This window comes from Perlucidibaca aquatica (genome assembly GCF_001676655.1).
Classification (GTDB): Bacteria; Pseudomonadota; Gammaproteobacteria; order Pseudomonadales; family Moraxellaceae; genus Perlucidibaca; species Perlucidibaca aquatica.
Genome location: NZ_LZDB01000003.1, coordinates 38,996 through 65,601 on the forward strand (window position 1 = coordinate 38,996; position 26,606 = coordinate 65,601).

General features: G+C 55.4%; 26 protein-coding genes and 2 tRNA genes. 13 read left to right on the top strand and 15 right to left on the bottom strand.

Features of this window, described 5'->3' with window-relative positions; genetic code table 11:
- Nucleotides 1-28: 28 nt before the first annotated feature.
- Together ppa and A8710_RS11405 are read left to right on the top strand one after the other, a co-directional pair.
- Entirely contained in the window at nt 29-553 is a 525-nt protein-coding gene (gene ppa / locus A8710_RS11400) for an inorganic diphosphatase (RefSeq protein ID WP_068860914.1), read from the top strand.
- Nucleotides 554-782: 229 nt separating this feature from the next.
- Nucleotides 783-1,184, top strand: coding sequence for a hypothetical protein (locus A8710_RS11405; protein WP_068860915.1), 402 nt, complete (start codon nt 783-785; stop codon nt 1,182-1,184).
- A gap of 122 nt (nt 1,185-1,306) precedes the next feature.
- On the opposite strand, the gene A8710_RS11410 is transcribed toward A8710_RS11405, so the two are convergent.
- A complete protein-coding gene (locus tag A8710_RS11410; RefSeq protein ID WP_068860917.1) occupies nt 1,307-2,275 on the bottom strand; it encodes a glutathione S-transferase family protein in 969 nt (322 codons plus the stop codon).
- A gap of 127 nt (nt 2,276-2,402) precedes the next feature.
- Between A8710_RS11410 and A8710_RS11415 the strand changes: the two genes are divergently transcribed.
- Nucleotides 2,403-3,389, top strand: a complete 987-nt coding sequence (locus A8710_RS11415; RefSeq protein WP_068860919.1) for a putative solute-binding protein — start codon at nt 2,403-2,405, stop codon at nt 3,387-3,389.
- Between the two features lie 7 nt (nt 3,390-3,396).
- On the opposite strand, the gene A8710_RS11420 is transcribed toward A8710_RS11415, so the two are convergent.
- From A8710_RS11420 to A8710_RS11435, 4 genes are all read right to left on the bottom strand, one after another.
- The gene (locus A8710_RS11420) at nt 3,397-3,894 is read right to left on the bottom strand and encodes a thermonuclease family protein (protein WP_068861065.1); all 498 of its coding nucleotides are present in this window, start codon (nt 3,892-3,894) and stop codon (nt 3,397-3,399) included.
- 85 nt (nt 3,895-3,979) lie between these two features.
- A tRNA-Met gene (locus A8710_RS11425) sits at nt 3,980-4,056 on the bottom strand.
- A 103-nt stretch (nt 4,057-4,159) separates the two neighbouring features.
- A complete protein-coding gene (locus A8710_RS11430; protein WP_157686409.1) occupies nt 4,160-4,633 on the bottom strand; it encodes a hypothetical protein in 474 nt (157 codons plus the stop codon).
- A gap of 17 nt (nt 4,634-4,650) precedes the next feature.
- The gene (locus A8710_RS11435) at nt 4,651-5,256 is read right to left on the bottom strand and encodes a phosphoribosyl-AMP cyclohydrolase (RefSeq protein WP_068860924.1); all 606 of its coding nucleotides are present in this window, start codon (nt 5,254-5,256) and stop codon (nt 4,651-4,653) included.
- A gap of 129 nt (nt 5,257-5,385) precedes the next feature.
- On the opposite strand from A8710_RS11435, the gene A8710_RS12455 reads away from it, so the two are divergent.
- The 3 genes from A8710_RS12455 (at nt 5,386) to A8710_RS11450 (ending at nt 8,494) form a co-directional block, all read left to right on the top strand.
- Entirely contained in the window at nt 5,386-6,138 is a 753-nt protein-coding gene (locus tag A8710_RS12455; protein ID WP_068860926.1) for a helix-turn-helix transcriptional regulator, read from the top strand.
- A 68-nt stretch (nt 6,139-6,206) separates the two neighbouring features.
- Nucleotides 6,207-8,042 (top strand): ATP-binding protein, encoded by a 1,836-nt coding sequence (locus A8710_RS11445; protein ID WP_198341699.1) that lies wholly within the window; start codon nt 6,207-6,209, stop codon nt 8,040-8,042.
- Nucleotides 8,039-8,494: a response regulator gene (locus A8710_RS11450; protein WP_068860930.1), complete on the top strand. Its 456-nt coding sequence runs from the start codon at nt 8,039-8,041 to the stop codon at nt 8,492-8,494. The genes A8710_RS11445 and A8710_RS11450 overlap by 4 nt, the downstream gene beginning before the upstream one ends.
- On the opposite strand, the gene ychF is transcribed toward A8710_RS11450, so the two are convergent.
- The 7 genes from ychF to lolB form a co-directional block, all read right to left on the bottom strand.
- On the bottom strand, nt 8,484-9,575 hold the full coding sequence (ychF, locus tag A8710_RS11455) for a redox-regulated ATPase YchF (protein ID WP_068860932.1): 1,092 nt from the start codon (nt 9,573-9,575) through the stop codon (nt 8,484-8,486). The two genes, A8710_RS11450 and ychF, sit on opposite strands and share 11 nt — an antisense overlap.
- A 37-nt stretch (nt 9,576-9,612) precedes the next feature.
- Nucleotides 9,613-10,203 carry an aminoacyl-tRNA hydrolase gene (gene pth, locus A8710_RS11460; RefSeq protein WP_068860934.1) on the bottom strand — a complete coding sequence of 197 codons (591 nt, stop codon included), beginning with the start codon at nt 10,201-10,203 and terminating at the stop codon, nt 9,613-9,615.
- Between the two features lie 90 nt (nt 10,204-10,293).
- Complete coding sequence (locus A8710_RS11465; protein ID WP_068860936.1) at nt 10,294-10,890, bottom strand: 50S ribosomal protein L25/general stress protein Ctc; 597 nt, start codon at nt 10,888-10,890, stop codon at nt 10,294-10,296.
- A 122-nt stretch (nt 10,891-11,012) separates the two neighbouring features.
- Entirely contained in the window at nt 11,013-11,963 is a 951-nt protein-coding gene (locus A8710_RS11470; RefSeq protein WP_068860938.1) for a ribose-phosphate diphosphokinase, read from the bottom strand.
- A gap of 30 nt (nt 11,964-11,993) precedes the next feature.
- Nucleotides 11,994-12,068 (bottom strand) — tRNA-Gln (locus A8710_RS11475).
- On the bottom strand, nt 12,067-12,945 hold the full coding sequence (gene ispE, locus A8710_RS11480; RefSeq protein WP_227513030.1) for a 4-(cytidine 5'-diphospho)-2-C-methyl-D-erythritol kinase: 879 nt from the start codon (nt 12,943-12,945) through the stop codon (nt 12,067-12,069). The genes A8710_RS11475 and ispE overlap by 2 nt, the downstream gene beginning before the upstream one ends.
- Nucleotides 12,942-13,565 carry a lipoprotein insertase outer membrane protein LolB gene (lolB, locus tag A8710_RS11485; RefSeq protein WP_068860940.1) on the bottom strand — a complete coding sequence of 208 codons (624 nt, stop codon included), beginning with the start codon at nt 13,563-13,565 and terminating at the stop codon, nt 12,942-12,944. The genes ispE and lolB overlap by 4 nt, the downstream gene beginning before the upstream one ends.
- Before the next feature lie 186 nt (nt 13,566-13,751).
- On the opposite strand from lolB, the gene hemA reads away from it, so the two are divergent.
- From hemA to A8710_RS11520, 7 genes are all read left to right on the top strand, one after another.
- Nucleotides 13,752-15,029, top strand: a complete 1,278-nt coding sequence (gene hemA / locus A8710_RS11490) for a glutamyl-tRNA reductase (RefSeq protein WP_068860942.1) — start codon at nt 13,752-13,754, stop codon at nt 15,027-15,029.
- On the top strand, nt 15,026-16,108 hold the full coding sequence (gene prfA, locus A8710_RS11495; protein WP_068860944.1) for a peptide chain release factor 1: 1,083 nt from the start codon (nt 15,026-15,028) through the stop codon (nt 16,106-16,108). The genes hemA and prfA overlap by 4 nt, the downstream gene beginning before the upstream one ends.
- Nucleotides 16,098-17,003 carry a peptide chain release factor N(5)-glutamine methyltransferase gene (gene prmC / locus A8710_RS11500; protein WP_082968854.1) on the top strand — a complete coding sequence of 302 codons (906 nt, stop codon included), beginning with the start codon at nt 16,098-16,100 and terminating at the stop codon, nt 17,001-17,003. The genes prfA and prmC overlap by 11 nt, the downstream gene beginning before the upstream one ends.
- A complete protein-coding gene (locus tag A8710_RS11505) occupies nt 16,990-17,745 on the top strand; it encodes a HesA/MoeB/ThiF family protein (RefSeq protein WP_198341700.1) in 756 nt (251 codons plus the stop codon). The genes prmC and A8710_RS11505 overlap by 14 nt, the downstream gene beginning before the upstream one ends.
- A 5-nt stretch (nt 17,746-17,750) precedes the next feature.
- Nucleotides 17,751-19,058, top strand: a complete 1,308-nt coding sequence (locus A8710_RS11510; protein ID WP_068860946.1) for an ABC1 kinase family protein — start codon at nt 17,751-17,753, stop codon at nt 19,056-19,058.
- Nucleotides 19,059-19,170: 112 nt separating this feature from the next.
- Nucleotides 19,171-20,199, top strand: coding sequence for a hypothetical protein (locus A8710_RS11515; RefSeq protein ID WP_068860948.1), 1,029 nt, complete (start codon nt 19,171-19,173; stop codon nt 20,197-20,199).
- Nucleotides 20,196-21,188: a hypothetical protein gene (locus A8710_RS11520; RefSeq protein ID WP_068860950.1), complete on the top strand. Its 993-nt coding sequence runs from the start codon at nt 20,196-20,198 to the stop codon at nt 21,186-21,188. Before A8710_RS11515 ends, A8710_RS11520 begins: the two co-directional genes overlap by 4 nt.
- On the opposite strand, the gene A8710_RS11525 is transcribed toward A8710_RS11520, so the two are convergent.
- The 3 genes from A8710_RS11525 to purD form a co-directional block, all read right to left on the bottom strand.
- Complete coding sequence (locus A8710_RS11525) at nt 21,178-22,800, bottom strand: response regulator (RefSeq protein ID WP_068860952.1); 1,623 nt, start codon at nt 22,798-22,800, stop codon at nt 21,178-21,180. The genes A8710_RS11520 and A8710_RS11525 overlap by 11 nt on opposite strands.
- A gap of 51 nt (nt 22,801-22,851) precedes the next feature.
- Nucleotides 22,852-25,116 carry an NADP-dependent malic enzyme gene (locus A8710_RS11530; protein ID WP_068860954.1) on the bottom strand — a complete coding sequence of 755 codons (2,265 nt, stop codon included), beginning with the start codon at nt 25,114-25,116 and terminating at the stop codon, nt 22,852-22,854.
- A 125-nt stretch (nt 25,117-25,241) separates the two neighbouring features.
- Nucleotides 25,242-26,528 carry a phosphoribosylamine--glycine ligase gene (purD, locus tag A8710_RS11535; protein ID WP_068860956.1) on the bottom strand — a complete coding sequence of 429 codons (1,287 nt, stop codon included), beginning with the start codon at nt 26,526-26,528 and terminating at the stop codon, nt 25,242-25,244.
- Nucleotides 26,529-26,606 lie beyond the last annotated feature (78 nt).

A 26,606-nucleotide genomic window follows, 5' to 3' on the forward strand; every position in this document is an offset into this window, starting at 1 on the left:
ACTACCACCCTGCACCTGAGGCCTAGACATGAGCTACAACCAGATTCCTGCCGGCAAAGATGTTCCTAACGACATTTATGTTGTGATCGAAATTCCGGCCAACCACGCCCCTATCAAGTACGAAATTGACAAGGATGCCGATGCGCTCTTTGTTGACCGCTTTGTTGGCACCGCCATGTTCTATCCGGCGAACTACGGCTATATCCCAAACACCCTGTCGGAAGATGGCGATGCGCTCGACGTGCTCGTAGTCACGCCGTATCCGGTGGTGCCAGGTGCCGTCATTCGCTGCCGCCCGGTTGGTAAGTTGAAGATGGAAGATGAGTCTGGCATTGACGCCAAACTGATCGCTGTTCCGCACGACAAGCTCACGCCACTGTACAAGCACGTGAAGGAATACACCGACCTGCCCGAGCTGCTGCTCAAGCAAATCGAGCATTTCTTTGCGCACTACAAGGATCTGGAGCCAGGCAAGTGGGTCAAAATCACGGGCTGGGAAGGCGCAGACGTAGCTAAAGAAGAAATTCTTAAGTCCATCGAAGCTGCGAAGTAAGCCACTGGCGGGAAACAGAATTTTTCTGTTTCCCGTTCACTTTTTCTGGTGCAATGCCGAAAAAGTGAACGATGAGTCACAAATAGTTTAATCACCTTGTTTTATTGTCTGACAATTTATTGCCTGCCTTTTGATCTCCCTCCATAAGATGCGTTCCAAGGATGCAGACATCAACGACGCCGTCGCTGAGTGCATTCAAGATTTTCCAACCTCGTTAAGGAGATGAAAAATGGGTGAACTCAAGAACCTCGTTGCTGACAACCAGGATATCGTTGTTCGTGTAAAGGCCGCTGGCCGTCAGGCTGCAATGGCTGGTTTGGGTCTGGTTGAAGTACTGAAGGCTGAAGGCGAAAAGCTGCAAGCCATTGACTTCAACGCCAAGGGCGAAGAACTGAAAGCCAAGGCTCTCGAACTCAAGACCAAGCTGCAAGCTGTAGATGTTAAAGCTGAAGTAGAAGGCCTCAAGGCTCTCGACCTGAACGCTAAAGCAGAAGAGCTGAAGGCTCTGGCTGTAGAACTGAAGGGCAAGGTTCTGGCTGTAGACGCTAAAGCCGAAGTTGAAAAGCTGCTGGCTGACGTACAGAAGTTATTTGCTGAGCTGGTCGCTAAGGGCGAACAGCGCGCTGCCTAAGCCTAGAGCTTAGTTGCGCCGATCGCCCTCACGGGCGATCAACCCCGCGTTCGCTGAACGCAGATGCATGCAGTACCCTCTTGGGGCGGCGCTAGCCGCCCTTTTTTTTGAAAAAAACTGACTTAAAGCGCGCCGACTCGTTGGGCTACCCAGGCTTGATCTGCGTCGCTTAACGCGTGATATCCCGCTTGCAGGTTGTGCCATGATTTGGCCGGATACTTTTGCGCGGGTTGTGCAAAGTCATGGCCCTGTAAATTGACTGAGAAGGGCGTGTCCGCTCCCTGACTCAATGCGGCAGCATTGGCCCTGGCCCACGGTAAGTAGGTGGCGGCAAGTTCATGTTCAAGCACCGGTAGCAACGTGCTTTCTAGGCTCTCCCAGCCTTCACAGGCTCCTTGGCCCAGCCCTGCAGGAGTCATGCAGCGCTCCACCCACGCGGCTAAGTGGGTGAAAGGCTGTAATCGTGAGCGCGGCGTGGGGTCGCTATAAAGTTCGTAGTACAAACTGCCCAATCCCAGATCGGCAGCACTGAGTTGCTCGCCAAAAATAAACGAGCGCGATGCCAGATGGGCATTAAGTCGCGTAGCACTTTCCTGTAAATAGCGTTCGAGCAGGGGCTTGTTGGCCTCGGTACAACCCAAAGGCGCGCTTCGCGTCATCAAATGATTGCTAATTAAGGTGGCAAACTTGCTCGGATCGACGCCGGGCGGCACGCTAGCGGTGGCAATACGCATCCCCGCATCAATTCGGTCTGCTTCATAGTTCCAGCGATAATGAAACATGGGCTTCACCAGCCATTCGTCTGCGGCTTCTTCAAGGGCATTGGATAAAAAGTTCAACACCGGGTCCGCTAAGCGAATACTGGGGCTGGGGTGCGCTGCTTCGAGGTAGTCGAGCATGGGCGTGGAGTCTTGCATGGCGCCGCCAGGGGTAAGCAATAAGGGAATCAGAGGAACCTTGGCGTGCTCACGAAACTCAGCCTCGTTAGCTTGCGACCGGAGCACCCACTCGAAGGGCAATTGCTTGAAACGGAGCAGGGCGCGGACCTTGACGGAATAGGGTGAAACTTCCATGCCAAATAAACGGTACATAGTTGAAATCTCTCTGGATGACTTGTGAGTCGAGCCTATTGGGTTTGTTTACGGTATGGAATAGTCTGCTGTTCAAGTTTTAGCTGCATTTCGCCAAAAAATAAAAATAAACGAGAAGGAATCTGGGATGAAAATTAACGCAGCAGCCATTCTCCTCGGTGTCACCTTGGCAGCACAGGCCCAGGCTCAAACCTTTTGTGTTTATGACCCGACGGGCGCTCAAGGCCCGGGCTTCGCGTTTGCTAAAGATTATGCGCTGGCTGCTAAGGCATGGGGTGTCAGTATCGTTTTAAAGGCCTACACCGACGAACGCGTGGCATCCGAGGATTTCAAGGCAGGGCAGTGTGATGGCGTGGCAATCACGGGGCTGCGTGGCCGCCAGTACAACAATTATGTCGGCAGTATTGATTCCATTGGTTCCGTGCCTTCATACCGGCATTTGCGCACCGTGCTTCAGGTGTTAGCGAGTCCGCAAAGCGAAGCTAATATGAAGAGTGGTGCTTATGAAGTTGTCGGCGTTTTTCCGCTAGGGGCGGCCTATGTTTTTGTGCGAGATCGCAGCATTAACTCCATCGAGAAAGCGGCAGGCAAAAAAATTGCGGTACTGGATTTTGATAAGTCGCAAGCAAAACTCGTGCAACAGCTAGGGGCACAACCTGTCTCTTCAGACATCACCAACTTCACCACCAAATTTAATAATGGTCAGGTCGATATAGTGGCGGCCCCGGGCATCGCCTATAAACCGTTTGAAATGTACAAAGGGCTGGGCACTACGGGAGCGATTTACCGATTCCCGTTAATTCAGCTCACGGGCCATATGATTGTGCGCAGTGAGAGATTCCCCGCGGGCTTTGGTCAGAAGTCGCGTAGCTTTGTGCTCACGCAATTGGATCGCGCAGATGCCACGATTAAGCAAGCGGAAGACGGAATTCCCGCTAAGTACTGGCTGGACTTGAGCGAAGTAGATAAAGAAAAATACACGCTGATGATGCGAGAAGCGCGGATTCAGCTCACCAAGGATGGCTTTTACCATCCGAAAATGATGAGTCTCTTAAAGAAGATTCGCTGCAAAATTGAGCCCAGCGCAGCCGAGTGCGCCGATACCATCGAGTAATTACTCCCTAGGGGGCTTTGGATTGGCGTTGTAAGTGCCGCCACTGCCAAGGTGGCATGCGCTCCTGCTCTGGTAGTGCCCAAAGTCCCAGCGCTTGCTTTCGGGCTTCCTGCTCGTCGAGTAGTAGCGCTGGTCGTTTTAAGTGGCGGCGATAAACCCAAGCCGCTCCTTGGCGCACCATTTCCGCATTGATATCAACCCCATCTGCTCGAACTTGGCCCACGATGCGGCCATATTGATCAATATCGATCACGGTGACTTCTACCGTCTTTTTCAATGCCAGCGACACCAAAAGCTGTTTGGCGCGATGGCCATAGGGCTGGGCTTTTTCCGGGCTATCAATTTCAGCCAGCCTGACTTTGATGCGCTGATAATCAGCATCGATCAGGGTCAGCGTGTCGCCATCCGCAATATGGATGACTCGGCCATTGAGCACCGATGTGGCGTAGGCCGGGGGTGCAAGGCTACAGAACAGGACTAGGAATAACGCTAAGAGTGGCTTCATAACGCTAGGCTCAAAAACAAAAAAGGCCAGCATGGGGGCTGACCTTTTTGTCGCAAACGCCAACCCATGGGTGGGAGTGCAAAGATGGTGGCTACGGCTGGACTTGAACCTGCGACCCCAGCATTATGAGTGCTGTGCTCTAACCGACTGAGCTACGTAGCCAAGAGGCCGCGAATCTTAGTTTTCGAGTCGCGGCCTGTCAAGGTTTTCACGCTATTCTGCCGGTCTAAAACAAGCTTATCGTCCAATGCGACCTAATCTCGTATTAAGTCGCATCCGATTTCTGTGGTTTAAAGTGCACTTCAAACTGCTCGATTTGCTCCACCGTGAAACCATTGTCTACTGCCTTTTTTACGTAGCGGTGACTTAGCTCACAATTGCCGGTCGGTTGCACCTGCTTTTGTTTAAAAATCCCCCAGCCTGAAGTGACAACCGTGGCGCAAACAAAGCGATTGTCATCGCTCTCAAAGATCACTTGCGATTGAGCTTTGTCGTAGCGCAGACCGGGAATTGCTACACGATAGTGGTCTGATGTTTCACTTAACGCGTGATAAAAATCGACCTCCACCCAAGCACGCCCTAGCGCCTCGTTAACTACAAAGCTTTTCGACTTGGCAGGCTGCATGGAGCTAGCGGGAAGCTTCAGAATGGGCTCAGTACTATTGCTCGCGTGTGCAGCTGAAATTCCAAGCCAAAGACTTGCTAATACACCCAAATATCCTCTTGCCATACGATGCATGATTCAACACTCCTGACTTAAGGTTTTACGGGAAGAGATGAGTGATGAAGTACGATTCGTAACGCCCCTTTGTCATCGCGCACATAACCCCAGGTTTTATCAACGGTCGTGACTTTGCCGGTCTTGTCTGTGAGCAAGACGTTACCCATGGACAGTGCCGTATTGCCATGGAGTTGAATGGCGACATTACGAATCTCAGCCGAACGCCATCCCTTCAGCGCAAAGCCGCTGTCTTGGGGGTAGCGTTTGTTGTCGCCAACAAAGTAGGCAAGTGCGCCTTCGCGGGTTGTGCGAAAGGTCTGCGGTGCAGTGGTTAGCGTAGGTTTAAACAGCACCGGACCGTATTGGTAACCATAAGCGGCATCAATAACGGCGCCAGCAGTTGCCTTTGCTTTTGCAATTCCACCCGACTCATAGTCGCTAGCAATTTTGACTAACGCATTGCCCCAAGCGATTTGGGCAGATAAAACGTCGGCTTCGGTAATATTGCCGCTGACAACGGGAGCTGAATTACCGGTATGACGGGTGTTTGTTGAATCGGCCAGTGCGGGGCTAGTCAAAGCAAGGCTGCTTGTTAAGGCCAGTCCAAGTGCAATTTTACGAGAGCTAATTTGCTTCAACATGGGATATCTCCAGAGTCATCCGTCCAGAAGTGGACTGAGATGATTGTTCATGCTGCACACTGGTTTTTAGTCTGCCCATTGGCATATATTAATATCTGCTATATGGCATATATTGATTGAGCATTACCTATGCAAGATGGCTCTGTTAGAGCGCTACGTAACGAACTACGTGGCAAGGAAAGTGAGGCCAGCCGGCTAAGACTTCTCGAGTCCAGTGCCTTGGCCTTAGCCAATGCGCCGGATGTAAAGATCGCACTGGCAGAGGTGCTGGGCTTGGCCGTTCGCCACCTTGCTGCCGACAGTGGCGTTATTTTAAGTCTAGAGCCGGGTGGCTTAAGCGTGGTGGCTGCTCAGGGCAATGTCTTGCCGGTGGGCGCGAGAGTTTTGTTGGGCGGCGTGCTCGCAAACGTGATGCAGTCGCCTCATCAACCCCTGTTGCGCGAGCATATTGAAAGTCGCTTACGATTAGGCGCGGCGGCAAAAGTAGCCCTGGAGTTGTTACTGCCGTTGCGCTTAACGAATGCTTCTCAAGGCCTGCTGGCCATAATTTCTGATGGCAGCAACATCCTACCAACGAGCGACGATATCGCTACGATGCAGGCCCTTGGGGTCTTAATCGCCGGCGCTATTCAGCGGCCAAACCCCAGCAAACCTAAAAGTTCACGACGTGCGGCGGCAACGGCCATGGCCCAGTTGACGCCACGTGAGCAGCAAGTACTGGTGTTACTGCCGCGTGGCTTAAGTAATGCCGAAATTGCACAGCAATTAGGTATTGCGACGGGAACGGCGAAGATCCATGTTGAACGAATTTTGCATAAGCTCGGGCTAGGCGATCGCACGCAGGCGGCGGTAAGAGCAGTGGAGTGGGGCTACAAATTATGACGACGCGCGCATTACATTGGCGAGATTGGCCTATAGGGTTAAAGAGTTTGGCGGCAGTCGCAGTGCCCATGGCACTTTTGCTGTTTGCGTTGGTATTCAGCTACCGCATGCAACAAGAAATTAATAATGCCGATGCCGATTTAAGGCATGCCTTATCCATTCAAACAGATATTCAAACCTTGCATTTATTAATCGCAGAGGCGGCTACGGGTGTCCGAGGTTTTTTGTTATCGAATCGTGAGGACTTCCTCGAACCGTACCGCAAAACACAAAAAGCACTGCCTCAGGCGCTGGAGCATCTGAGTGCCAAGGTTCGGGATAAGCAGGTAGATGTACATCTCAATAGAGTCAAATCGTTATGGCAGCTTAAGCAGGCCAGTCTTGAAAAGCTGCGCACCACAGGCAGCTCCATGCCCCCTGCTGAGTTGCGTGCGCATCTGATTGAGAGCAAGAAAATTTTGGATGATTTGAGGCGAGAAATTCAGGCCATGTATGCGCGAGAGACAGAGGTTGTCAGTGCTTACTCGATGGCAGCGAGCGCAGCCTTTACGCGGAGTCTATGGGTAGACGCGATTATCAGTATCTTAGTATTGCTGAGTGGGGTGGCCGCTTTTATGTTGCTTTTTAGCGGCGTTGTGACGCGAGTTCAGCGCTTGGCTACCAATGCGGAACGCCTGTCGCGAGGCGAGCCACTGGATATGTTGCCCGCTGCAAAAGATGAGCTAGGTCTGCTGGCTGAGCGGCTGCAAAATGCCAGCGTCTTGCTCGCGGCTAGAGCCAACGAAGCAAGCTCTGCGAGCTTAGCGAAAACGCGCTTTTTATCTCGAACCAGTCACGAATTGCGTACCCCCCTCAATGTCATCTTGGGTTTTGCGCAGATTCTCGAAAGTGACCTCCAAAATACGCAGCAGTCGGCCGCCGTGTCACAAATTTTGGTTGCCGGACGACACTTGCTGAGTTTGATTGATGAGGTGCTAGACATTGCGCGAATAGAGTCCGGAGACATGCGCTTAAGTCTGGAGCCACAAGCCTTACGGGAGTTATTGGATGAGGTGTTGGACTTACTTAAGCCGTTGGCGAGTCAGCAAAAAGTTGGGCTCGAATTTGTCGCAATACCCGTGGGCATCATGGTGTTGGCGGATCGCCAGCGTTTGCGCCAAGTACTGATCAACTTGGTCTCTAATGCGATCAAATACAATCGTTTGGGCGGTAAGGTTTATATCGGTGCCGTCGTGGATGGTGAGCAAGTCAGAGTCATGGTGAGAGACACAGGGCAGGGCATTCGTCCCGAGGACTTACCTAGGCTGTTTTCTCCTTTTGAGCGCTTGGAGGCTGAGCAAACGGGTATTGAAGGTACTGGCCTAGGGCTGGCGGTGTCACGCCAGCTGATGTTGTGCATGAAGGGCGATATTGATGTGCAAAGTAGCGTCGGGCAAGGAAGTACGTTTTCTCTGCAGCTACAGCGTGCGTATGGCAGGGTTGAGTTAGAAGCAGTTGGCGTTCCACTTGCCGAGACGCCATTAGATTCTTCGCAGGTGCGGCGTCGAGTGCTAGTGATTGAAGATAACCCATCGAACGTGGCACTCATGCAGGCTTTACTGGCCAGGCGACCCGAGTGGGGTTTACTTATCGCAACGGATGGCGAAGAAGGGTTGAGTATGGCACGTCAAAACCGCCCCGAATTGATCTTGCTCGACCTGCACTTGCCGGGCCTTGGGGGTGAGGAAGTTCTGACCCAGCTGAAAAAAGAGTCGGTCGGTGAGCCCTGTAAGGTCATCGTCATTAGTGCGGATGCAGTGCCTAGTACCCAAGCTCGCCTACGGGCACTCGGTGCCCATGACTACCTCACCAAGCCAATTGACGTTAAGCGGTTTCTAAACTTGTTAGATGAGACTTGTGCATGAGTAGCGATGATTTTTTTGCATCCAGAATTTTATTGGTCGATGACCAGCCGGCAAACCTCAGGCTGCTTGAGGAGCTCTTGGCGCGAGAGGGCTTTAGCAATGTCGTGAGTACGACGGAGTCAGAGCAGGTGCTGGATATTTACAATGCGTTTGATCCGGACTTAATCGTGCTCGATTTAATGATGCCGGGGCTGAGTGGTTATGCCGTGTTGGAGCGCATTGAGCGACAGCGTCAAGCCGACGAGTTTCGACCGGTCTTGGTGTTGACGGCCGATGCGACCAGCCAGGCAAAGCATCGTGCGCTTGCGTTAGGCGCAAAAGACTTTCTGACCAAGCCCTTCGATGCCGTTGAGGCGATGCTGCGCGTCTGGAACTTACTCGAAACTCGGCACTTGTATAAGCGCTTAAAACGATTAATTCCAGACGCGCTAGAGCTGCCTGTTAGACGTTAAATCTAAAGTGCAGTACATCGCCATCTTTGACGATGTAGTCCTTACCTTCTAGTCGCCACTTGCCCGCTTCTTTTGCGCCAGCTTCACCCTTGTATTGGATGAAGTCGTCGTAGCCGATGCACTCCGCACGAATAAAGCCTTTCTCGAAGTCCGTGTGAATGACCGCCGCCGCCTTTGGCGCGGTGCAATTAACGGGGATGGTCCAGGCGCGAACTTCCTTTACGCCAGCAGTAAAGTAGGTGTGCAAATTGAGCAAGCCATAACCCGCACGAATCACGCGGTTCAGGCCGGGCTCGTCCATGCCTAGGTCACCGAGGAAGGCGATTTTGTCTTCCTCATCAAGCTCGGCAATTTCCGCTTCGAGCTTGTTACAGATCGGCACCACAATGGCCTTTTCGCTGGCCGCGAGTTCACGGACCTGATCCAGCAGCGGATTGTTGTCGAAGCCGTTTTCATCGACGTTAGCGATATACATGGTCGGCTTTAGCGTGAGCAGGCCGTAGGACTTGATGGCAAACTTTTCATCGGCATCCAGGTCCACGCTACGGGCGGGCAGGCCTTCATCAAGTGCAGGCTTAATCTTGTCGAGCACCGCCTTAATGGCCAGCGACTCTTTGTCGCCTCCCTTGGCCAGCTTGGTGACGCGCAGCAGGGCCTTATCGACCGCATCGAGGTCGGCCAGTGCCAATTCGGTATTAATGATGGCAATGTCATCGAGCGGGCTGACGCGACCCGCAACGTGAATCACGTTGTCATCGTTGAAGCAGCGCACGACATGGGCAATAGCATCAGTTTCGCGGATGTTGGCGAGGAATTTATTGCCCAGGCCTTCACCTTGCGATGCGCCAGCGACGAGGCCGGCGATATCGACGAATTCCATGCTGGTCGGGATGACGCGCTCAGGCTTGACGATGGCGGCAAGGGCGTCGAGACGGAGGTCCGGCATGGGCACCACGCCAGTATTCGGCTCGATGGTGCAGAACGGAAAGTTCTCGGCAGCGATGCCGGCCTTAGTGAGGGCGTTGAACAGGGTGGATTTGCCGACATTGGGCAGTCCGACGATGCCGCAGTTAAATCCCATGGTAATTCCATCCCGACGCCGCAGCGTCATCAATACATCAAGTCGTGGCTTTGAAGCCGTTAAGGGTGTTCATGACGCGGGCCAGCTCGCCAGCCATGATGGCCTCGCGATGACGCAGGGCTTCATCAAGCGCCTTGTCCATTAGCTCTTGTTCACTGCGGGGTGCTTTGCTCAACACAAAGCCCGACACCAGCGCGCTGTCGCCGGGGTGGCCAATGCCGACGCGCAGGCGGTGAAAACCGTTCTGGTTGCCGAGCGCGCTGATGCTGTCGCGCAGGCCATTGTGGCCACCATGACCGCCGCCGGTTTTGAGGCGGATTTGGCCCGGGCTGAGATCGAGCTCATCGTGAGCGATGAGAATTTCAGTTGGGGCAATTTTGTAGAATCCGGCGACGGCTGCAACGGCCTGTCCCGAGCGATTCATAAATGTTGTGGGGATGAGCAAACGCACATCTTCGCCCTGATGCGACACACGGGCGATCAGCCCAAAAGACTTACTGTCTGCCGTGAGGCGAGCGCCTAGCTGTTCGGCTAACCGGGTCACAAACCAAGCACCGGCGTTATGCCGTGTGTCAGCATATTGAGCTCCGGGGTTGGCAAGGCCAACGATTAGGCGAATGGCGGTCATGCTCGCAACTCTATCAGGCAGTCATACGATTTGGCAGGAACGAAAAACGGGGCCTGAGCCCCGCTTTTGCGTTTAACCAGCGGTCGGCGCTTAGGCGTCGACTTTGCTGGCGTGCACGTTGGCAACGGGCTGGTCGTGGTCGTGACCGAGCGCGAGCACCGGAATTTCCACGCCGGCTGGCAGGACCAGGTCGGACAGGTGGAGGGTGGTGCCAACATGAACAGCAGCCATATCAACGGCAATGAACTCTGGCAGGTTGCTTGGCAAGCAGGCCACTTCAACTTCAGAAGTGAAGTGAGTGATTTCGCCGCCTTCCAGCTTCACACCAACACACGTATCTTGGTTGAGGAAGTGCAGAGGAATCTTCATGGTCAGCTTGTGAGCCGCGTCAACGCGCAGGAAGTCTGCGTGCATTGGCAGGTTCTTCACTGGGTGACGTTGCAGTGCCTTCAAGACAGCTGCTTGTGGCTGCCCATCAACAGTGATGGTCAAAACGTGCGAGTAAAACGCTTCGTTTTCCAAGGCCTTGACGAGTTCACGCAGTTCCAGCGTGATGGACTGAGCAGCAGCGCTGCCACCGTAAATAACGGCAGGCACTTTCTGTTCCAGACGACGAAGGCGGCGGCTCGCACCTTTCCCTTCGTTCGTACGGGTTTGCGCATTAAGCGTAAAGTTTGCAGCGGACATCGTGTTTCTCCGTTGGGCCCTGGGCTTGCGACCAGCTCAGGGCAATCATCCGGTCACCGCGGCGCGGTGCTCCGGTTTTCGTCAGCCTTATGAGGGGCTGACAAATGCGTTCAGCGCAGCGTTCAGAATAAATCGAACATCGCGCTGATGGATTCTTCATTGTTGATGCGGCGCAGTGTTTCTGCGAGCAGTGCCGACATCGACAGCTGGCGGATTTTACCGCAAGCCTTGGCCTCGTCCGAGAGCGGGATGGTGTCGGTCACCACCAGTTCATCGAGCGTGGAGTTACGAATATTTTCGATGGCAGGGCCAGACAGCACGGCGTGAGTGCAATAGGCCACAACGCGGCGTGCACCATGCTCTTTCAATGCGCCAGCGGCCTTGCACAGGGTGCCGGCGGTGTCGACCATGTCATCTACGATGATGCAGTCGCGACCACGGACTTCGCCGATGATGTGCATGACCTGCGATTCGTTCGCTTTCGGGCGGCGCTTGTCGATGATGGCAAGATCGGCATCATCCAACTGTTTGGCAACGGCGCGGGCGCGAACCACACCGCCGACATCTGGCGAAACCACAACGAGGTTTTGATATTCCTGACGCTCGATGTCGGCGAGCAGCACCGGTGAGCCGTAGACGTTATCTACTGGAATGTCGAAAAAGCCCTGGATTTGGTCGGCGTGCAGGTCGACGGTGAGCACGCGGTCAACGCCGACCGTGGTCAGCATGTCGGCCACGACTTTCGCAGTAATCGGTACACGCGCCGAACGCACGCGGCGATCTTGGCGCGCGTAGCCGAAGTACGGAATGACTGCCGTGATGCGACCCGCACTGGCACGACGCAGGGCGTCGGCCATGACGATCAGTTCCATGAGGTTGTCGTTGGTTGGCGCGCAGGTGGATTGCAGGATGAAGACATCCTTGCCACGTACGTTGTCGTTGATTTCAACGGCAATTTCGCCATCCGAGAAGGTGCCTACGTGAGCAGCACCGAGCGGAACATGCAAATGACTGGCGACTTTGCGGGCCAGCTCAGGATTGGCATTACCAGTAAACACGACAAGATTGGGCATGATGACGAATCGTCTCGGCCGGACAGAAAATGGCAGGGGCGGCTGGATTCGAACCAACGCATGGCGGGATCAAAACCCGCTGCCTTACCGCTTGGCGACGCCCCTATATACGGTGTGGTCGGAACAGTGTGTCCAATGCGCGATGCGCAGGGGAGACATTCTGTCCGCGACTGATGAAACCTTGGACTGGACTTGCGGCCAGGATTTTAGCGGCGTGATCGGCATCAGGACAAGCTAAAAATACACAAGCCCCTGTTCCCGTCATGCGCGCTGCTCCGTGCTGCGCCAGCCATTGCAAGGCTGCATCTACGGCGGGAGACAATTGCCGAACGACTTTTTCGAAGTCATTTCTGGCGGCTCCCGCTGAGAAGGCGCGCAGTGTAATGGGGTCGGAATTACGTGTCAATTCTGGATGTGAAAAAGCTGCTGCTGTGGCGATATGTGCGTCGGGTGTGAGTACAACAAACCAAGGCTCTTCAATCACAACGGATTCCAGTTGCTCGCCGACGCCTTCGGCCCAGGCTGCGTGACCATGAATGAACACGGGCACATCAGCACCGAGTGTCAGGCCTATGCGGGCAAGCTCCGGTAGGCTGAGGTGGGTCTGCCAAAGGGCGTTTAAGCCCAGCAGAGCAGTCGCTGCATCGGAGGAGCCTCCACCCAGACCGCCGCCCATGGGCAAGCGCTTATCCAAATGCAGGCTGGCGCCCTGCGTGCAGCCGGTAGCGGCCTGAAGTGCGCGGGCGGCACGAACGATCAGATTGTCTTCGTGAGTTACGCCGGGCAGGTTGCCTTGAAAGTAAATGTCACTGTCGGCACGGCGCATGAAGTGCAGGGTGTCGCCGTGCTCAAGGAATTGAAACAGGGTTTGCAGGGTGTGATAGCCATCGGCTCGTCGCCCGGTGATATGCAAAAACAGATTCAGCTTGGCGGGCGCGGGCAGGCTAAACGCGTTCAACCAGGTCATGTTTTCACGGGTCATGGCGTGAGACCTGGGGTCTGGGCGGTAGCAGGGGTACTTGGCGTCCATTCATTAAGGGACAGCACCAAGCGCGTCCCCTCTTGCGAAACAATCATGCGCTCAGGAATACGATAGCCCTGAATTAGCTGTTCGCTGGTGATACGAACCTGCCAGCCATTCTCGTTGAACTCACGGACACCTTCGTTGCTGGGGAGTGTTTGCACCGGGGTTTTACTGTCTTTGGGCCAGCCCATAAACCACGCATTAAAGTGGGATAGCGGCACGCGAATGCTGGTCAATGCTTGCAGTAAACCTTCCCCGTCGGCGCTTTCATGGCGTCCCAGCCAGGCATTCTCCACGGTCACCAGGCCGTTGCGTCCCACGAGCGTGGTGAAGCCCTGATTCAGTGGCCCCGCCGCGTCGGCTGAGAAGTCGCCGTCTTGGCGCTGCCAACGGTAAGTGGCTGAAATACTCTGGCCCAAAAAGCGGAGACCCACCTTGCCTTTGGCTTCCCAGTGAGTGAGCGCACGTGCGTCAGCTGTGGCAGTTGCTAGCTCAGGTGGGGCAGTGGTGATCGTTGGGTTGCTGGCGCAGGCGTTTAGCAGTATTGCGGCGCTGATGGCGATAAAAGTACGCAACATGAAAGAGTCCTGTGGAGCTTCAAGGGAGGCAGTCTAGCAAATGCGCCGTGAAGATTTGTTTTTGTTGATCTGATCCCTCACAATTCGTGCGTTTTCAAACGGCTGCCTTATGCAGCGACTGTTTTTCCGCACGTTTCCGTCAACTTGGCTGTGCTGGGTTGCGGCTATCACGACACAGGGTCGGGCATGGGGCTGCTGGCGTTCGGCATTAATCACAAATCGGCTTCCGTAGCCTTGCGCGAGCGTGTGTCTTTTGCGCCCGAGGTTTTGCCGAGTGCGTTAATGGCTGCCTGCCAAGCGACAGGTTTGCGCGAATTGGCGCTGATATCGACCTGTAATCGTACCGAGTTTTATGCCGCTTCCGATGCACCTGAGGCGGCTGCCGTGGCGTTATTAGACTGGCTGGCGAAGCATCAGCAATTGCCCAGCCCCGAGTTGAGCGCGGTGGCCTATAACTTTACGGCTGAAAAAGCCGTTCAGCACGCCATGCGAGTTGCCGCGGGCCTCGACTCCATGATCTTGGGTGAACCGCAAATTTTGGGGCAAATGAAACAGGCGCACCGAGACGCTATGGCCGCAGGCACCCTAGGTCCTGAGCTTGAGCGTCTGTTTCAGAAAACGTTTGCCGCTGCTAAGCAGGTTCGGACCGAAACGGCGATTGGTGTGAGTCCGGTTTCAATCGGCTTTGCTGCCGTCAATTTGGCCAAACAGGTTTTTGAGTCCCTGCAAGACACGCGCGTTTTGCTGGTTGGTGCCGGTGAAATGAACACGCTGGTGGCGCGGCATTTACGCGAGCAAGGTGTGACTGAGCTGTTGCTGGTCAATCGTACCTTGGCGAATGCCGAAGCGTTGGCGCAGAGCGTGCAAGGTCAGGCGCTGCCGTGGTCGTCGTTGGATTCGGCGTTGGCCAGTGCAGATATGGTGGTGTCGTGCACGGCCAGCACCCAAGCGGTCATTACCCGCGAACTCGTAGTGCAAGCCCTTAAGCGTCGTCGCCACAGACCGTTGTTACTGATTGATATTGCCGTGCCGCGTGATGTCGCGCCAGAAGTTGCTGAACTTGAGGATGTCTATCTGTATACCGTGGATGATTTACAAGGCGTGGTGGATGCCGGTTGGCGTGAGCGCCAACGTGCGGCGGAAGTGGCTGAGGTGCTGATCAGCGAACACGTGAAGGCATTTGCCGTGCAGCAACGTATTCTTCAGGATGGCGCACACTGGATTCGCCGCCTTCGTCAGCAGGCCGCATCGGTCGCCGATATCGAGCGCGAGAAAGCCCTTGATGCCTTGCGTAAAGGGGGCGATGCCGAAGTCGTTCTAGCAAGGCTTCAGCATAATTTAATGAATAAATGGCTGCATGCCCCCACCGTGGCACTGCGCCAATTAGCCAGTGAAGATAATGCCCAGCAGCTGCCCGTGGCGCTGCGGGTAATGGGACTCAATCAGGAAGATAACGGCGCATGAAAGACTCTATTCTTGCGCGTCTCGACCAGCTCGCGGAGCGTTTCGAGGAGCTGAACGCGTTACTTGGCGATGCCGGGGTGATCAATGACCAGCCCCAGTTTCGCAAATTGTCGAAAGAGCATGCCGAAATTGAGCCGGTGGTGCAGGTGCTATTGGCGTATCGCCGCACGCAAGCCGATCAAGCCGCCTCGCGTGAGTTGCTGACGGACCCTGATTTCCGGGAGTTGGCCGAGCAGGACATTCGCGATGCTGATCAGCGGTTAGTAGAGTTAGAGGCCGAGCTTCAGCGTCTCATGCTGCCGAAAGACCCTAACGACACCTGCAATATTTACCTAGAAGTGCGTGCCGGAACGGGCGGCGACGAAGCGGCCATTTTTGCCGGCGATTTGTTTCGCATGTATAGCCGTTATGCCGAACGCATGGGCTGGCGATTAGAGGTGGTGTCGAGCAATGCCGGCGAGCATGGAGGCTTTAAAGAAGTCATCTCGCGGGTAGAAGGTGATGGGGTGTATGGCGCACTCAAGTTTGAGTCTGGCGCGCACCGTGTTCAGCGTGTACCTGCTACGGAATCGCAAGGACGTATTCATACCTCCGCCTGTACGGTGGCGATCTTGCCCGAGTCCGAAGAGATTGCTGCGATTGAGATTAACCCAGCCGATTTGCGCATAGACACCTATCGATCCAGTGGTGCCGGTGGCCAGCACGTCAACAAAACGGACTCTGCCGTTCGTATTACGCATTTGCCCACGGGTGTGGTGGTGGAATGCCAGGACGAGCGCTCCCAGCATAAAAACAAAGCTCGGGCGCTATCGGTACTGGGTGCGCGCTTGCTTGCGCAGCAACAGCAAGCGCAGCAGTTAGCGTCGGCCACGATGCGCCGAAATCTGGTCGGCTCCGGCGATCGCTCCGAGCGCATTCGAACCTATAACTTTGCCCAAGGTCGCGTTACCGATCACCGCATTAATCTCACGCTCTATCGCCTTGATGAAGTTTTGGGCGGCGATTTGAATGAGCTGCTGCAGGCGCTTGCTACCGAGCATCAGGCTGACTTGCTGGCGGCCTTAGCCGATGAGCAGTAAGCGCTACACGCTGGCACAGTGGCTGCAACAGGCGGAAGCCGGCTTTCGTGAGCACGCGCAGTGGCGAATTCCCGGCGTAGCGGACCAGTCGCCTCGCCGTGAGGCACAGTGGTTGCTGGCTGCCGCGTTATCGCAGACGCAGGCTTGGCTGATGACATGGCCGGAGCGCGAGCTCACCGAGGCGCAACTCATTCGTGCTGAGGATTGGCTGGCGCGGCGACTGCAAGGTGAGCCATTGGCTCTGCTGCGTGGCGAACATGAGTTTTGGTCGCTCCCCTTAACGGTCACGGCCGACACCCTGATTCCCCGCGCCGATACCGAACGCGTAGTCGAAGTTGCGCTGGGTTGTCTGGCGCAGTCCGACCTTAGTGCACCGGATATCTTGGATTTGGGCACTGGCAGTGGCGCGATTGCGTTAGCCTTGGCACATAGCCTGCCACAGGCGCATCTCGTTGCTGTTGATCGCTCTGCGCCAGCACTGGCAGTGGCCGAGGCAAATGGCCGCGATCTGGGCTTGTCGGTGCAGTGGATACTCAGCGATTGGTTCAGTGCACTGGGTACGATGCGGTTTCATTTAATTGTCAGTAACCCACCGTATTTAGCTGAGGATGACCTGCACTTACTCCATCTACAACATGAGCCGCGATCGGCGCTGGTGGCAGAATCGAACGGGATGGCGGATTTATGGCAGCTAGTCACCATGGCCCCAGCGCATTTACAGGATCACGGTTGGCTCCTGCTCGAACACGGCGCAACGCAAGCAGAGGCCGTGCGCGAAGCGCTGCAGCAACGTGGCTTTGAGCAGGTACAAAGCTGGCAGGACTTAGCCGGTCAGGACCGAGTCAGTGGAGGCCAATGGTGCGTATCCGCGGAGAGTACACTTGCTGACCGATGACCAGCTGCTGCGATATCACCGGCAGATACTGCTGCCGACGTGGGATATTGCCGCGCAAAGCCAAATTGCCTCGGCCTCGGTTCTGGTGGTTGGCTTGGGTGGTTTGGGTTGCCCCTTGGCGCAACAACTTACGCTAGCGGGTATTGGCCGCTTGCTGCTGGCGGATTTTGACCGTGTAGAGCTAAGTAATCTGCAGCGCCAAATGCTGCATCACGATGCCGATATTGGCCGCTTTAAGGTCGAGTCTGCCCGCGACAGTTTGTTAGCGCTTCGTGCCGATGTGGTCATTGATATCCTGCCTGAGCGTATGGATGAAGCGCGTTTGATGCAGGCTTTAGCCAGTGTCGATGCGGTCGCCGATTGCTGCGATAATTTCGCCACCCGTGATTTGATTAATCGCTGTGCTTGGGCGCTGAAAAAGCCGGTGATTTCGGCAGCGGCTATTGCTTGGCAGGGTCAGTTGAGTGTCTTTGATGCGACGCAAGCTGAGTCGGCCTGTTACCGTTGCCTCTATCCTGAGAGTGACGACGCCGCGCTGACGTGCAATGACAATGGGGTAATGACCACAACAGTCGCCGTGATGGGCAGTTGGCAGGCGCAAGAAGTGTTGAAAGTGTTAACGAAAACAGGAGAGTCGCTGTGCGGGCAGCTCCTGTTATGGGATGGCAGAGTCAATGAGGTGAGGCGTGTGCGAACGCCCCGCGATCCGGCATGTCCGGTATGCAGCAATCAGGGAGATTGAAAGAGATGAATCACTACGCAAACTGGGGCAATGCGCTGAAGGGCTTGTTCCGCATTAGCCAGACCACCACGGTTCTCGCCGCCACAGGGCTGGCGTGGGCTGCGGGCGAACGACCGCCACTGCCGCGCCTGTTACGTCTGACCTTCGAGCGCTTAGGGGCAACCTATGTGAAGCTGGGACAGTTCGTGGCGAGCTCGCCGTCCATTTTTCCGGCCGAATATGTCACGGAGTTTCAGCACTGCCTGGATAAAACTGAGCCGCTGCCGTTCAGCATCTTGAAACAAGTGCTGGAGCGCGAGTTGAAGCGTCCTTTAAGCGAGATTTACAGCGAGATTGATGAGATTCCACTCGCCTCAGCCTCGGTTGCTCAGGTGCATGCTGCGAAGTTGCTCAATGGCGACTCCGTCGTTATCAAAATTCAAAAGCCCGGTGTTGAGAATGTATTGCTCACCGACTTGAACTTTCTGTATGTGGCTGCGGTATTGCTCGAACGTGTATTGCCTAAACTGAAGTTTGCTTCCCTGTCGGGCATCGTCAGCGAAATTCAGGCCTGCATGATGGAAGAGGTCGATTTCTACAAAGAGGCCCGCAACGTAGAACAATTCCGTGAGTTTTTGAAAACCTCGGGCAATACCCAGGCCACAGCACCCAGAATTTATCCGGAAGCCTCGAGTTTGCGCGTATTAACCATGGAGCGTTTCTACGGCGTGCCGCTCACGGACTTAGAGACGATTCGCAAATACACCAAAGATCCCGCAGGCACGCTGGTCGCGGCGTTGAATACGTGGTTTTCCAGCCTCATGTTGTGCGAAAGCTTTCACGCCGATTTGCACGCCGGCAACCTCATGGTGCTGACCGATGGGCGTCTAGGTTTTATTGATTTCGGCATTGTGGGTCGTATTGCCCCGGAAACCTGGTCTGCCACCATGAGCTTCATTGAGTCGCTGAGCAGTGGCGATTTCAAAACCATGGCGGAAAGCATGGCGGTCATTGGTATGACCAAGCGCAAAGTCGATCAAGAGAAGCTCTCGCGAGACTTAGAGGCGATTTATGGGGCAGCGACTCAGGTTGATCCTGAGCAAGTCATGAATGCCCTGAATAATGACAACGAGATTAATAAGTTAATGCTCGAGGTGGTGGCGGTAGGCGAGCGTCATGGCATCCGATTCCCGCGCGCTTTTGCTTTGTTGCTGAAGCAAATGCTCTATTTCGACCGCTACATTCGTATTTTAGCGCCCGACATGAACCTGTTCGATGATGACCGGATTGAGTTCATGGCACTCGGCGATGGAAAGCCCGCCTTGCTGCATTAATGGCCCGCGTTAAGGCGCGGTATTAACTCTGTAGCAATTCGTCTCACACCCCTCGACGCGGTGCGTGCAAAGTGCCAGCCTGAAGCTTCGCAAGGTGATCCAGGAGGACATCATGCAAGGCTTCATAAGGCGATTGTTGCTTTCTGGCATGGTAGCCACCCTACCCACGGGCGCTTATGCCCAATCTTGCCTGAGCTACGACAGTGCCGGCGATTTCATGGGGTGGGCAGACTATCCGCACTGCCTGGTCGATCAGCACACCCAGTCCACCGTGCGTTGGCTTGATGATTGGTTCAGCCAGCCTCCCTCAGACTCCGCCAGTGAGCTGACCACAGAAACAGCATTAGCGCAGGCGCGGCTTCGTCTGATTAATGAATGGGTGCTTGATGACCGAGGTGAGCTGACTCCCGCTCTGCGCTTACGGGCGAACTTGGCATTGCCGCAACTGGCCCGGCGTTTGTCGCTCATTTTTGAAGATGAGAACGGTCAAGCGCGTCGAGTCGCTGGCGTGCCGGCGGTGAATGAAGCGGCGTTCGCTTTACGCTGGGCTGTGCTCAGTCTCAAACGGTTGAATATTGATACGGATGTGGGCTTGCACAGCACCACGGACCTCTTTGTGCGTGCCCGCTTACAGCAATCCATTGCCTTAGCCGAACACGATGAGTTGAAACTTTTTCACAGCGCCCGCTATGGCATTCAAGAGGGCTGGCGAGGGCTACAAAACATCGAGTGGTCGCATGCGTTTAACCACTATCAGGTAGGCGTTGTGTATCACCAATTGGACTATGAGCAAGAGAGTGCGGATGACGGTATGCGCTGGAGTCGTGGCGTGTTGCTGGCAGAAGAGCGCTCGAAAACTACCACGGTATCTTATGGTTTTAGTCAGGAAGGGCGAACACGACCGAACTGGAAAACACAGAGTGATTCACTCTGGTGGCGCTGGCGGCAGCAAGTGGCAAGGGAATGGTTTTTTGTGGAGTTAGAACCCCGCTTGACGTATAGCCATCTGGGCAACGAGGATACGCAGCCGTCGTTGACGCTGCGTTTTGAAGTGCTGTGGGGCGGCTCGGCAACAGCCCCCCAGCTGTATCGTCCAACGTCACACCTGGAGCCTGAGATTGGGATGTCGCTAACACCATGAAGAGTGCGTTTCGTCAGCAACTCCCCGGCATCACCGGAGGGTTTGATCAATACCTTGAATTTGGCGTAGACACGCGCACGCATCATGCATTTTGGTTAAGCCGCCAACTGTTATCGCGCCCCTGGCAGACGACGATTCAGCGTCGAGTCACCCTGGGCGTCAGCCAGGCCGGGGCTGGTGAGTCTTGGTTGTTACAAGATACAGATGCCTGTACAGGGCACATGAGCCTGCCGACGTTCTGGCCCATTGAGCAATACAACAGTGCCTCTGGGAGTTTCCTTAGCAGTGAGGAAAGTCTGCTCCAAGGGCGTTTATTTACTAAAGGCGGTCATGCCACGTGGCGATTGCGGGGGAGCAGCCCCGTCGATCCGCAATCGCTGCATTGGCCTTCCGGCGGCATGCGTTGCCAACCCACGCAATGGTTAGGCGAGATAGAGGCCGGCGGCGCGTCACTCTCCGGTTTATTTGTCGGCGCACGCGTTCAGTATTGGGGTCGCGTAGCGCCTATTGGCATGGCCTTACTTTCCGTGCCCAAGCTCGGCGGCGATGCACAAGTGCAGCTCACGGCGATAGGCCAGTTTGCCGGGCGTGCAGGCGCATTAAGCGAGCGTTTGAATGGAGCGGTAGGCATCTTGCGGGTGGGCGATGAAACCTATCGTTTCGACCGCTGGTGGCCGGCAGGGACCGTTGCGCCATCGCGCTTGGATGCCTATCGCTGGATGGCCACGCTGGCTAGCTCCACGCATCGTTTGGAATTGGTGGCAGATGGCGGCAACCCACGGATTACCCCGTGGCAAGGGCTGGTCGATCACACCCCGGAAGGGCTAAGGCAGCTGCTGCGCATTACCCCGTATGCTGCAATTCATGCGCGTTTGTTTGAGCGCGGCAGTCAGATCGCACTACAGGAATGGCGAAGTGATGAGGCCTTACTGATGACGCTGGCCGGTGACACTCCCCACTTGCCGGAAGGGCCTAGCGCTACGCCTTAGCTTCTGGCTTTGCACGCCAGCGCTGCAGCAGTTCATGCAAGGTTCGCATGTCGATAGGCTTTTGCAGGAAATCATTCATGCCCGCTTCGCGGGCTTGCGTTTCGTAAGCCGCAGACACATGTGCAGTGATGGCCACAATGGGAATATGGGCTGCGCTAGCAAAACGGTGTTTGCTGGCTTCAGCGCGCCAGAGCTGGGCGGTGGAGATACCATCGAGGCCAGGTAGGTCGCAATCCATCAGGACTAAGTCGAAGTGTTGCTGTTTTAGGCAGGTTAGGGCTTGCTGCCCATCGCCCACCGAGTGGGGCTGGCAACCCAATTTAAGTAGCAGACCGGTCAGCACCTGTTGCACCCACGGATTGTCCTCAACGACCAGAACGTGCATGGCCGGTAGCTTCGTCATGGACGTGGGAGCCGCGGGTAAGGGCTTAGCGAGCGAGGGTTTGGGCTTCTCTGGCTGGCGGCGCGCTGGCTTGACGAGGGGGGCTGGCTGCTCCAGTGCATGGAGCAGCAGCGGTGCAGCCAGCAGATGCCAAATCATGATGACTTGATAGGGCTCTGCCAGGAAAGGCACCCAGCCTCGCAGTGCAACATCGTTGTAGATTTGACCGCAAAGGCCCGCAAACATGACCGCGAAATAAAGTTTTGCACCGTGAACGCTTTGCTGCATGGGCAACCAAAGCATGCTGATGATGGTCGCAATACTGAGTAGGCGGAGACAATCCGCCCATTCAATGGCGAGCGTTACGCTCTGGCTGATGGTATTCAGCATCCAAAGCAGGTTGAGGAGGATGGGGACGCATAGGAAGCGCCGCATACCCGTAGGCAGTAGATCGCGTTGTATCAGGAATTGCCGACAGAGCAGGAGGTGGGCAATGCTCAGCAAGCTACCACTGATTTGAATCAGGCCATGCAGAGAGCCGGGAACATCTAGCCACCAATACCCAAGCACGCCTCGGTCAGCGAGCGCGCGCAAGATCACGGTGAAAATCACCGACGCAAATATCCAGCGCGTAGGAATGCTCAGACGGGCAGAGCGAAGGCCAACAATTCCCAGCACGAGGCCGCCCAGAAGACCGATGCCAACGCCATAGATTCCGGCACTATTTTGCGCGTCGCGAAACAGGCTGTTTTCGATGTTAAGGCGAATGGGCGTTGCCAACGGGTACGAAGAGCTAAGCCGCAAAAAGATCTCGGACTTACCCTCAGGGATCTCTAACTCAAAACTGTAGCCTAAGCCGTTGATATCGCCCCGTGGCATGAGCTCATTCGCGCCAGCGCGACGTGTTAGCCATTGTCCTGACGCGATGGGGCTGATGACTTCAATCCGACCCACATTGGCGCGAGTAATCTCTAGGATGCGTTGTTTCGCTAAGCCTTGGTTATCAATCTTAAGCCGCAATAAGACGGGATGATCAACGTAGCCCTTAGCAAGAACGGCTTGATCGAGTGCCTGCCAAGTGGGTGAGGCAATATCGAGCCAAGGTGCCAGCTCCAAGCGCTCGTTGGTGCTGTCGATGAGTAAGGTGGGGGCGAGCTTTGCTTGCGCCAAACTACCTAAGGTCAGCAGGCAGAGGCTTAGGCAGAACCGGAGAAGTAAGGACGTTTTCATGACCCCCGAGCCTACACTAGCTGGGCGCGAGGGTCATGAAATACAGACGGGTTACTGACGACTGATCGCTTCAGCGACAGTCAGTGCGGTCATGTTGACGATACGGCGAACGGTCGCACTGGGCGTCAAAATGTGCACGGGCTTTGCGGCGCCCAGCAGGATAGGGCCGATGGTGACGCCATCGCCACAGGCTGTTTTCAGCAAGTTAAAGGCAATATTGGCGGCATCGACGTTGGGCATGATGAGCAGGTTCGCCGAGCCCTTCAGGCGCGAGTTCGGGAACAGGTTCAAACGAATGCTTTCGTCGAGCGCGGCATCACCGTGCATCTCGCCATCCACTTCCAGTTCCGGCGCCATGTCCTGAAGGAGTTGGAAGGTTTCACGCATTTTGCGTGCACTTGGCGTGTTTTCATTGCCGAAGTTGGAGTGCGACAACAGCGCCACTTTCGGGGTTAAGCCAAAGTTACGCACGGCCTCGGTGGCCTTGAGCGTGATATCCGCCAGCTCTTGCGCCGTGGGGTCCGGATTGACGTAGGTGTCGGCAATAAAGAGCGTACGGTCTTGCAGCATGATGACGTTCATGGCGGCATAGCCACGGCAGTTTTCTTGCAGGCCAATAATTCGGTCGATGTATCGCAAGTGCAGATCGTAATTAGCGAAGGTGCCGCAAATCATGCCGTCGACTTCACCAAACTTGGTCAGCAGAGCGCCGATTAAGGTGGTGCGACGACGTACTTCACGCTTGGCGAGCTCAATGCCCACGCCTTTGCGTTCCATGATCTGGTGATAGTGCTGCCAATAAGTGGCGAAGCGCGGATCATCGTCTTGGTTGACGATTTCAATATCGACACCGGGACGGATACGCAGGCCGAGCTTTTGAATCTGCGTCTCGATAACGGCGGGGCGACCAATCAGAACAGGGCGAGCTAAGCCTTCATCAACCACGATTTGAACGGCACGCAGCACGCGATCATCTTCGCCTTCACAGTAGGCAATTTTTTGTGGCTGCGCTTTTGCTTTCGCAAAAACAGGCTTCATCAGGAACGCCGAGTTATAGACGAACTCGGACAGACGCTGGCGATAAGCATCAAAGTCTGCGATGGGGCGAGTCGCAATGCCCGAATCCATTGCCGCTTTGGCGACGGCGGGTGCAATCGCCATGATTAAGCGTGGATCGAGCGGGCCAGGAATCAAATACTCACGACCAAAGCGACGGGCTTCGCCGCTGTAGGCCGCCGAGTCCGAAGACTCCACGTGAGCCATCTGAGCGATTGCGCGCACACAGGCTACTTTCATGGCTTCATTAACGGTGCTGGCACCCGAGTCCAGTGCGCCACGGAAAATGTATGGGAAGCAGAGCGCATTGTTGACTTGGTTCGGGTAGTCCGAACGGCCCGTGGCGATAATGGCGTCGGAGCGCACGGCCTTGACCAGCTCTGGCAGAATTTCGGGAGTTGGGTTGGCCAGCGCGAAGATGATCGGGTCAGCATTCATCTGCATGACCATGTCTTGGCTCACGATGCCGGCTGTCGACAGGCCAATGAAGACATCCGCGCCTACGAATAGGTCCGCTAAGGTGCGCGCATCTGTTTTTTGCGCAAAGCGTTGCTTGCTCTCGTCTAAGCCGCTGCGATCGCTGTGAATAACGCCTTTAGAGTCGGTGACGTAGATGTTCTCACGCTTGGCACCGAGCGAAATCAGCAAGTCCAAGCAGGTAATTGCGGCTGCACCGGCGCCGGAGCAAATGATTTTTACATCGCCGATGTCTTTCTTGACCAGCAGCAGGGCGTTGAGAACGCCGGCACCAACAATGATGGATGTGCCGTGTTGGTCATCATGAAACACCGGAATTTTGCAGCGCTCGCGCAGCTTCTTTTCGATGTAGAAACATTCAGGCGCTTTAATGTCTTCTAAGTTGATGCCACCAAACGTGGGCTCAAGCGAAGCAATAATATCGACCAGCTTATCGGGGTCGCGCTCATTGATTTCGATGTCAAACACATCAATGCCCGCAAACTTTTTGAACAGCACGCCTTTGCCTTCCATGACGGGTTTCGACGCCAAGGGGCCGATGTCACCGAGGCCCAATACGGCCGTGCCGTTGGTAATCACGGCAACCAGATTGCCACGCGCGGTGTAGCGAGAAACAGTGGAAGGGTCACGCGCAATTTCTTCGCAAGGCGCGGCCACACCGGGTGAGTAAGCGAGAGCAAGGTCGCGCTGGTTCACCAGTTGTTTGCTGGGCGTTACGTTAATTTTGCCGGGCTGCGGGAACTCGTGATAGTCCAACGCCGCTTTGCGCAGTGCCTCATCCATTTATTTTCTCGCTCGAACGATTGCCAATGCTGTTAGGAAATTGCAAGCGCGAGAGTATAGCATCGGCTTGCAATGAACGGCCTGTACAAAGCGACGGGCGTGTGACCGTCGGGTTTTGCCGTACTTTATTTGCTGAGTTCGCGTGCCACGGCGCGATAGCCAATGTCATTGCGGTGGTATTCGCCAGTCCATTGGATTTTCGCGACTTCCGCGTAGGCGGCGGTCTGAGCCTCCAAGACACTCACGCCGAGGCCAGTCGCGCACAGCACGCGCCCACCGCTGGTGACGACTTGGCCATCTTGAAGGGCGGTGCCGGCATGAAAGACTTTGGCGTCTTGACCTTCTTGGCTCAAGCCATGAATGACATCGCCCTTGCGAATGTCGCCAGGATAGCCACCCGCTGCCATCACAACGCCTAGCGCAGCGCGTGGATCCCAGTCAGCCTCGATTTGATCCAAGGTGCCTGCAATGCCCGCTTCCACGAGCGCAACTAATGAGCTGCGCAGTCGCATCATCACCGGTTGTGTTTCGGGGTCGCCAAAACGGCAGTTAAATTCGATGACCTTAGGCGCACCGTTGTCATCAATCATCAAGCCAGCATAGAGAAAGCCGGTATAGGGATGGCCTTCGCTGATCATGCCATTCACCGTCGGCATAATGACTTCGCGCATGACACGTGCATGCACTTCAGGCGTCACCACGGGCGCGGGGGAATAAGCGCCCATGCCGCCCGTATTCGGGCCGGTATCGGCATCGCCAATGCGCTTGTGGTCCTGACTCGTGGCCATCGCTAGGGCATTCTTGCCGTCGACCATAACAATAAAGGATGCTTCTTCGCCCTCAAGAAACTCCTCAACGACCACGCGAGCACCCGCCGAACCGAACTTGTTACTGGCGAGCATGTCGATGATGGCTTCTTCAGCCTCTGCCAATGTCATGGCCACAATGACACCTTTGCCTGCGGCTAAGCCATCGGCCTTGATGACGATGGGCGCACCCTTTTCGCGAACATAGGCGAGGGCGGCATCGGTGTCGGTAAAGACTTGGTAGAACGCGGTAGGGATGTTCTGGCGCGCGAGGAAATCTTTGGCAAAGGCTTTCGAGCCTTCGAGCTGGGCAGCATGCTGAGTCGGCCCCCAGATTTTCAGGCCAGCCGCACGGAAGGCATTAACCACGCCATTGACCAGTGGAGCTTCCGGACCAACTACAGTGAGTGCGATGTTTTCGGCCTGCGCGAAGGCAACCAGTGCGGCATTGTCCAGGATATCTAGCGCGACATTGCGGCACTTAGCTTCGGTGGCGGAGCCTGCATTACCGGGGGCGACGAAGACGGTTTCGACACGAGGATCCTGTGCCAGTTTCCATGCTAGGGCGTGTTCGCGGCCACCGGAGCCGAGGAGCAGAATTTTCATATCTAGCAGTCTCACATAGTCTTATTCGAGAGGACGCGGGTGTGGGTGAGCACTGCTTGGGACCGCCTCAAGTACATC

Coding starts and splice junctions, on each gene's coding strand:
- lolB (WP_068860940.1), bottom strand. CDS start 13,565: ATGTTGCGTACTTTTATCGCCATCAGCGCCGCAATACTGCTAAACGCC.
- ppa (WP_068860914.1), top strand. CDS start 29: ATGAGCTACAACCAGATTCCTGCCGGCAAAGATGTTCCTAACGACATT.
- A8710_RS11525 (WP_068860952.1), bottom strand. CDS start 22,800: ATGAAAACGTCCTTACTTCTCCGGTTCTGCCTAAGCCTCTGCCTGCTG.
- ispE (WP_227513030.1), bottom strand. CDS start 12,945: ATGACCCGTGAAAACATGACCTGGTTGAACGCGTTTAGCCTGCCCGCG.
- prmC (WP_082968854.1), top strand. CDS start 16,098: ATGAGCAGTAAGCGCTACACGCTGGCACAGTGGCTGCAACAGGCGGAA.
- A8710_RS11470 (WP_068860938.1), bottom strand. CDS start 11,963: ATGCCCAATCTTGTCGTGTTTACTGGTAATGCCAATCCTGAGCTGGCC.
- A8710_RS11445 (WP_198341699.1), top strand. CDS start 6,207: ATGGCACTTTTGCTGTTTGCGTTGGTATTCAGCTACCGCATGCAACAA.
- prfA (WP_068860944.1), top strand. CDS start 15,026: ATGAAAGACTCTATTCTTGCGCGTCTCGACCAGCTCGCGGAGCGTTTC.
- A8710_RS11510 (WP_068860946.1), top strand. CDS start 17,751: ATGAATCACTACGCAAACTGGGGCAATGCGCTGAAGGGCTTGTTCCGC.
- A8710_RS11410 (WP_068860917.1), bottom strand. CDS start 2,275: ATGTACCGTTTATTTGGCATGGAAGTTTCACCCTATTCCGTCAAGGTC.
- A8710_RS11435 (WP_068860924.1), bottom strand. CDS start 5,256: ATGTTGAAGCAAATTAGCTCTCGTAAAATTGCACTTGGACTGGCCTTA.
- purD (WP_068860956.1), bottom strand. CDS start 26,528: ATGAAAATTCTGCTCCTCGGCTCCGGTGGCCGCGAACACGCCCTAGCA.
- A8710_RS11465 (WP_068860936.1), bottom strand. CDS start 10,890: ATGTCCGCTGCAAACTTTACGCTTAATGCGCAAACCCGTACGAACGAA.
- pth (WP_068860934.1), bottom strand. CDS start 10,203: ATGACCGCCATTCGCCTAATCGTTGGCCTTGCCAACCCCGGAGCTCAA.
- A8710_RS11430 (WP_157686409.1), bottom strand. CDS start 4,633: ATGCATCGTATGGCAAGAGGATATTTGGGTGTATTAGCAAGTCTTTGG.
- ychF (WP_068860932.1), bottom strand. CDS start 9,575: ATGGGATTTAACTGCGGCATCGTCGGACTGCCCAATGTCGGCAAATCC.
- A8710_RS11515 (WP_068860948.1), top strand. CDS start 19,171: ATGCAAGGCTTCATAAGGCGATTGTTGCTTTCTGGCATGGTAGCCACC.
- A8710_RS11420 (WP_068861065.1), bottom strand. CDS start 3,894: ATGAAGCCACTCTTAGCGTTATTCCTAGTCCTGTTCTGTAGCCTTGCA.
- A8710_RS11450 (WP_068860930.1), top strand. CDS start 8,039: ATGAGTAGCGATGATTTTTTTGCATCCAGAATTTTATTGGTCGATGAC.
- A8710_RS11530 (WP_068860954.1), bottom strand. CDS start 25,116: ATGGATGAGGCACTGCGCAAAGCGGCGTTGGACTATCACGAGTTCCCG.
- hemA (WP_068860942.1), top strand. CDS start 13,752: ATGGGGCTGCTGGCGTTCGGCATTAATCACAAATCGGCTTCCGTAGCC.
- A8710_RS11520 (WP_068860950.1), top strand. CDS start 20,196: ATGAAGAGTGCGTTTCGTCAGCAACTCCCCGGCATCACCGGAGGGTTT.
- A8710_RS11415 (WP_068860919.1), top strand. CDS start 2,403: ATGAAAATTAACGCAGCAGCCATTCTCCTCGGTGTCACCTTGGCAGCA.
- A8710_RS12455 (WP_068860926.1), top strand. CDS start 5,386: ATGCAAGATGGCTCTGTTAGAGCGCTACGTAACGAACTACGTGGCAAG.
- A8710_RS11405 (WP_068860915.1), top strand. CDS start 783: ATGGGTGAACTCAAGAACCTCGTTGCTGACAACCAGGATATCGTTGTT.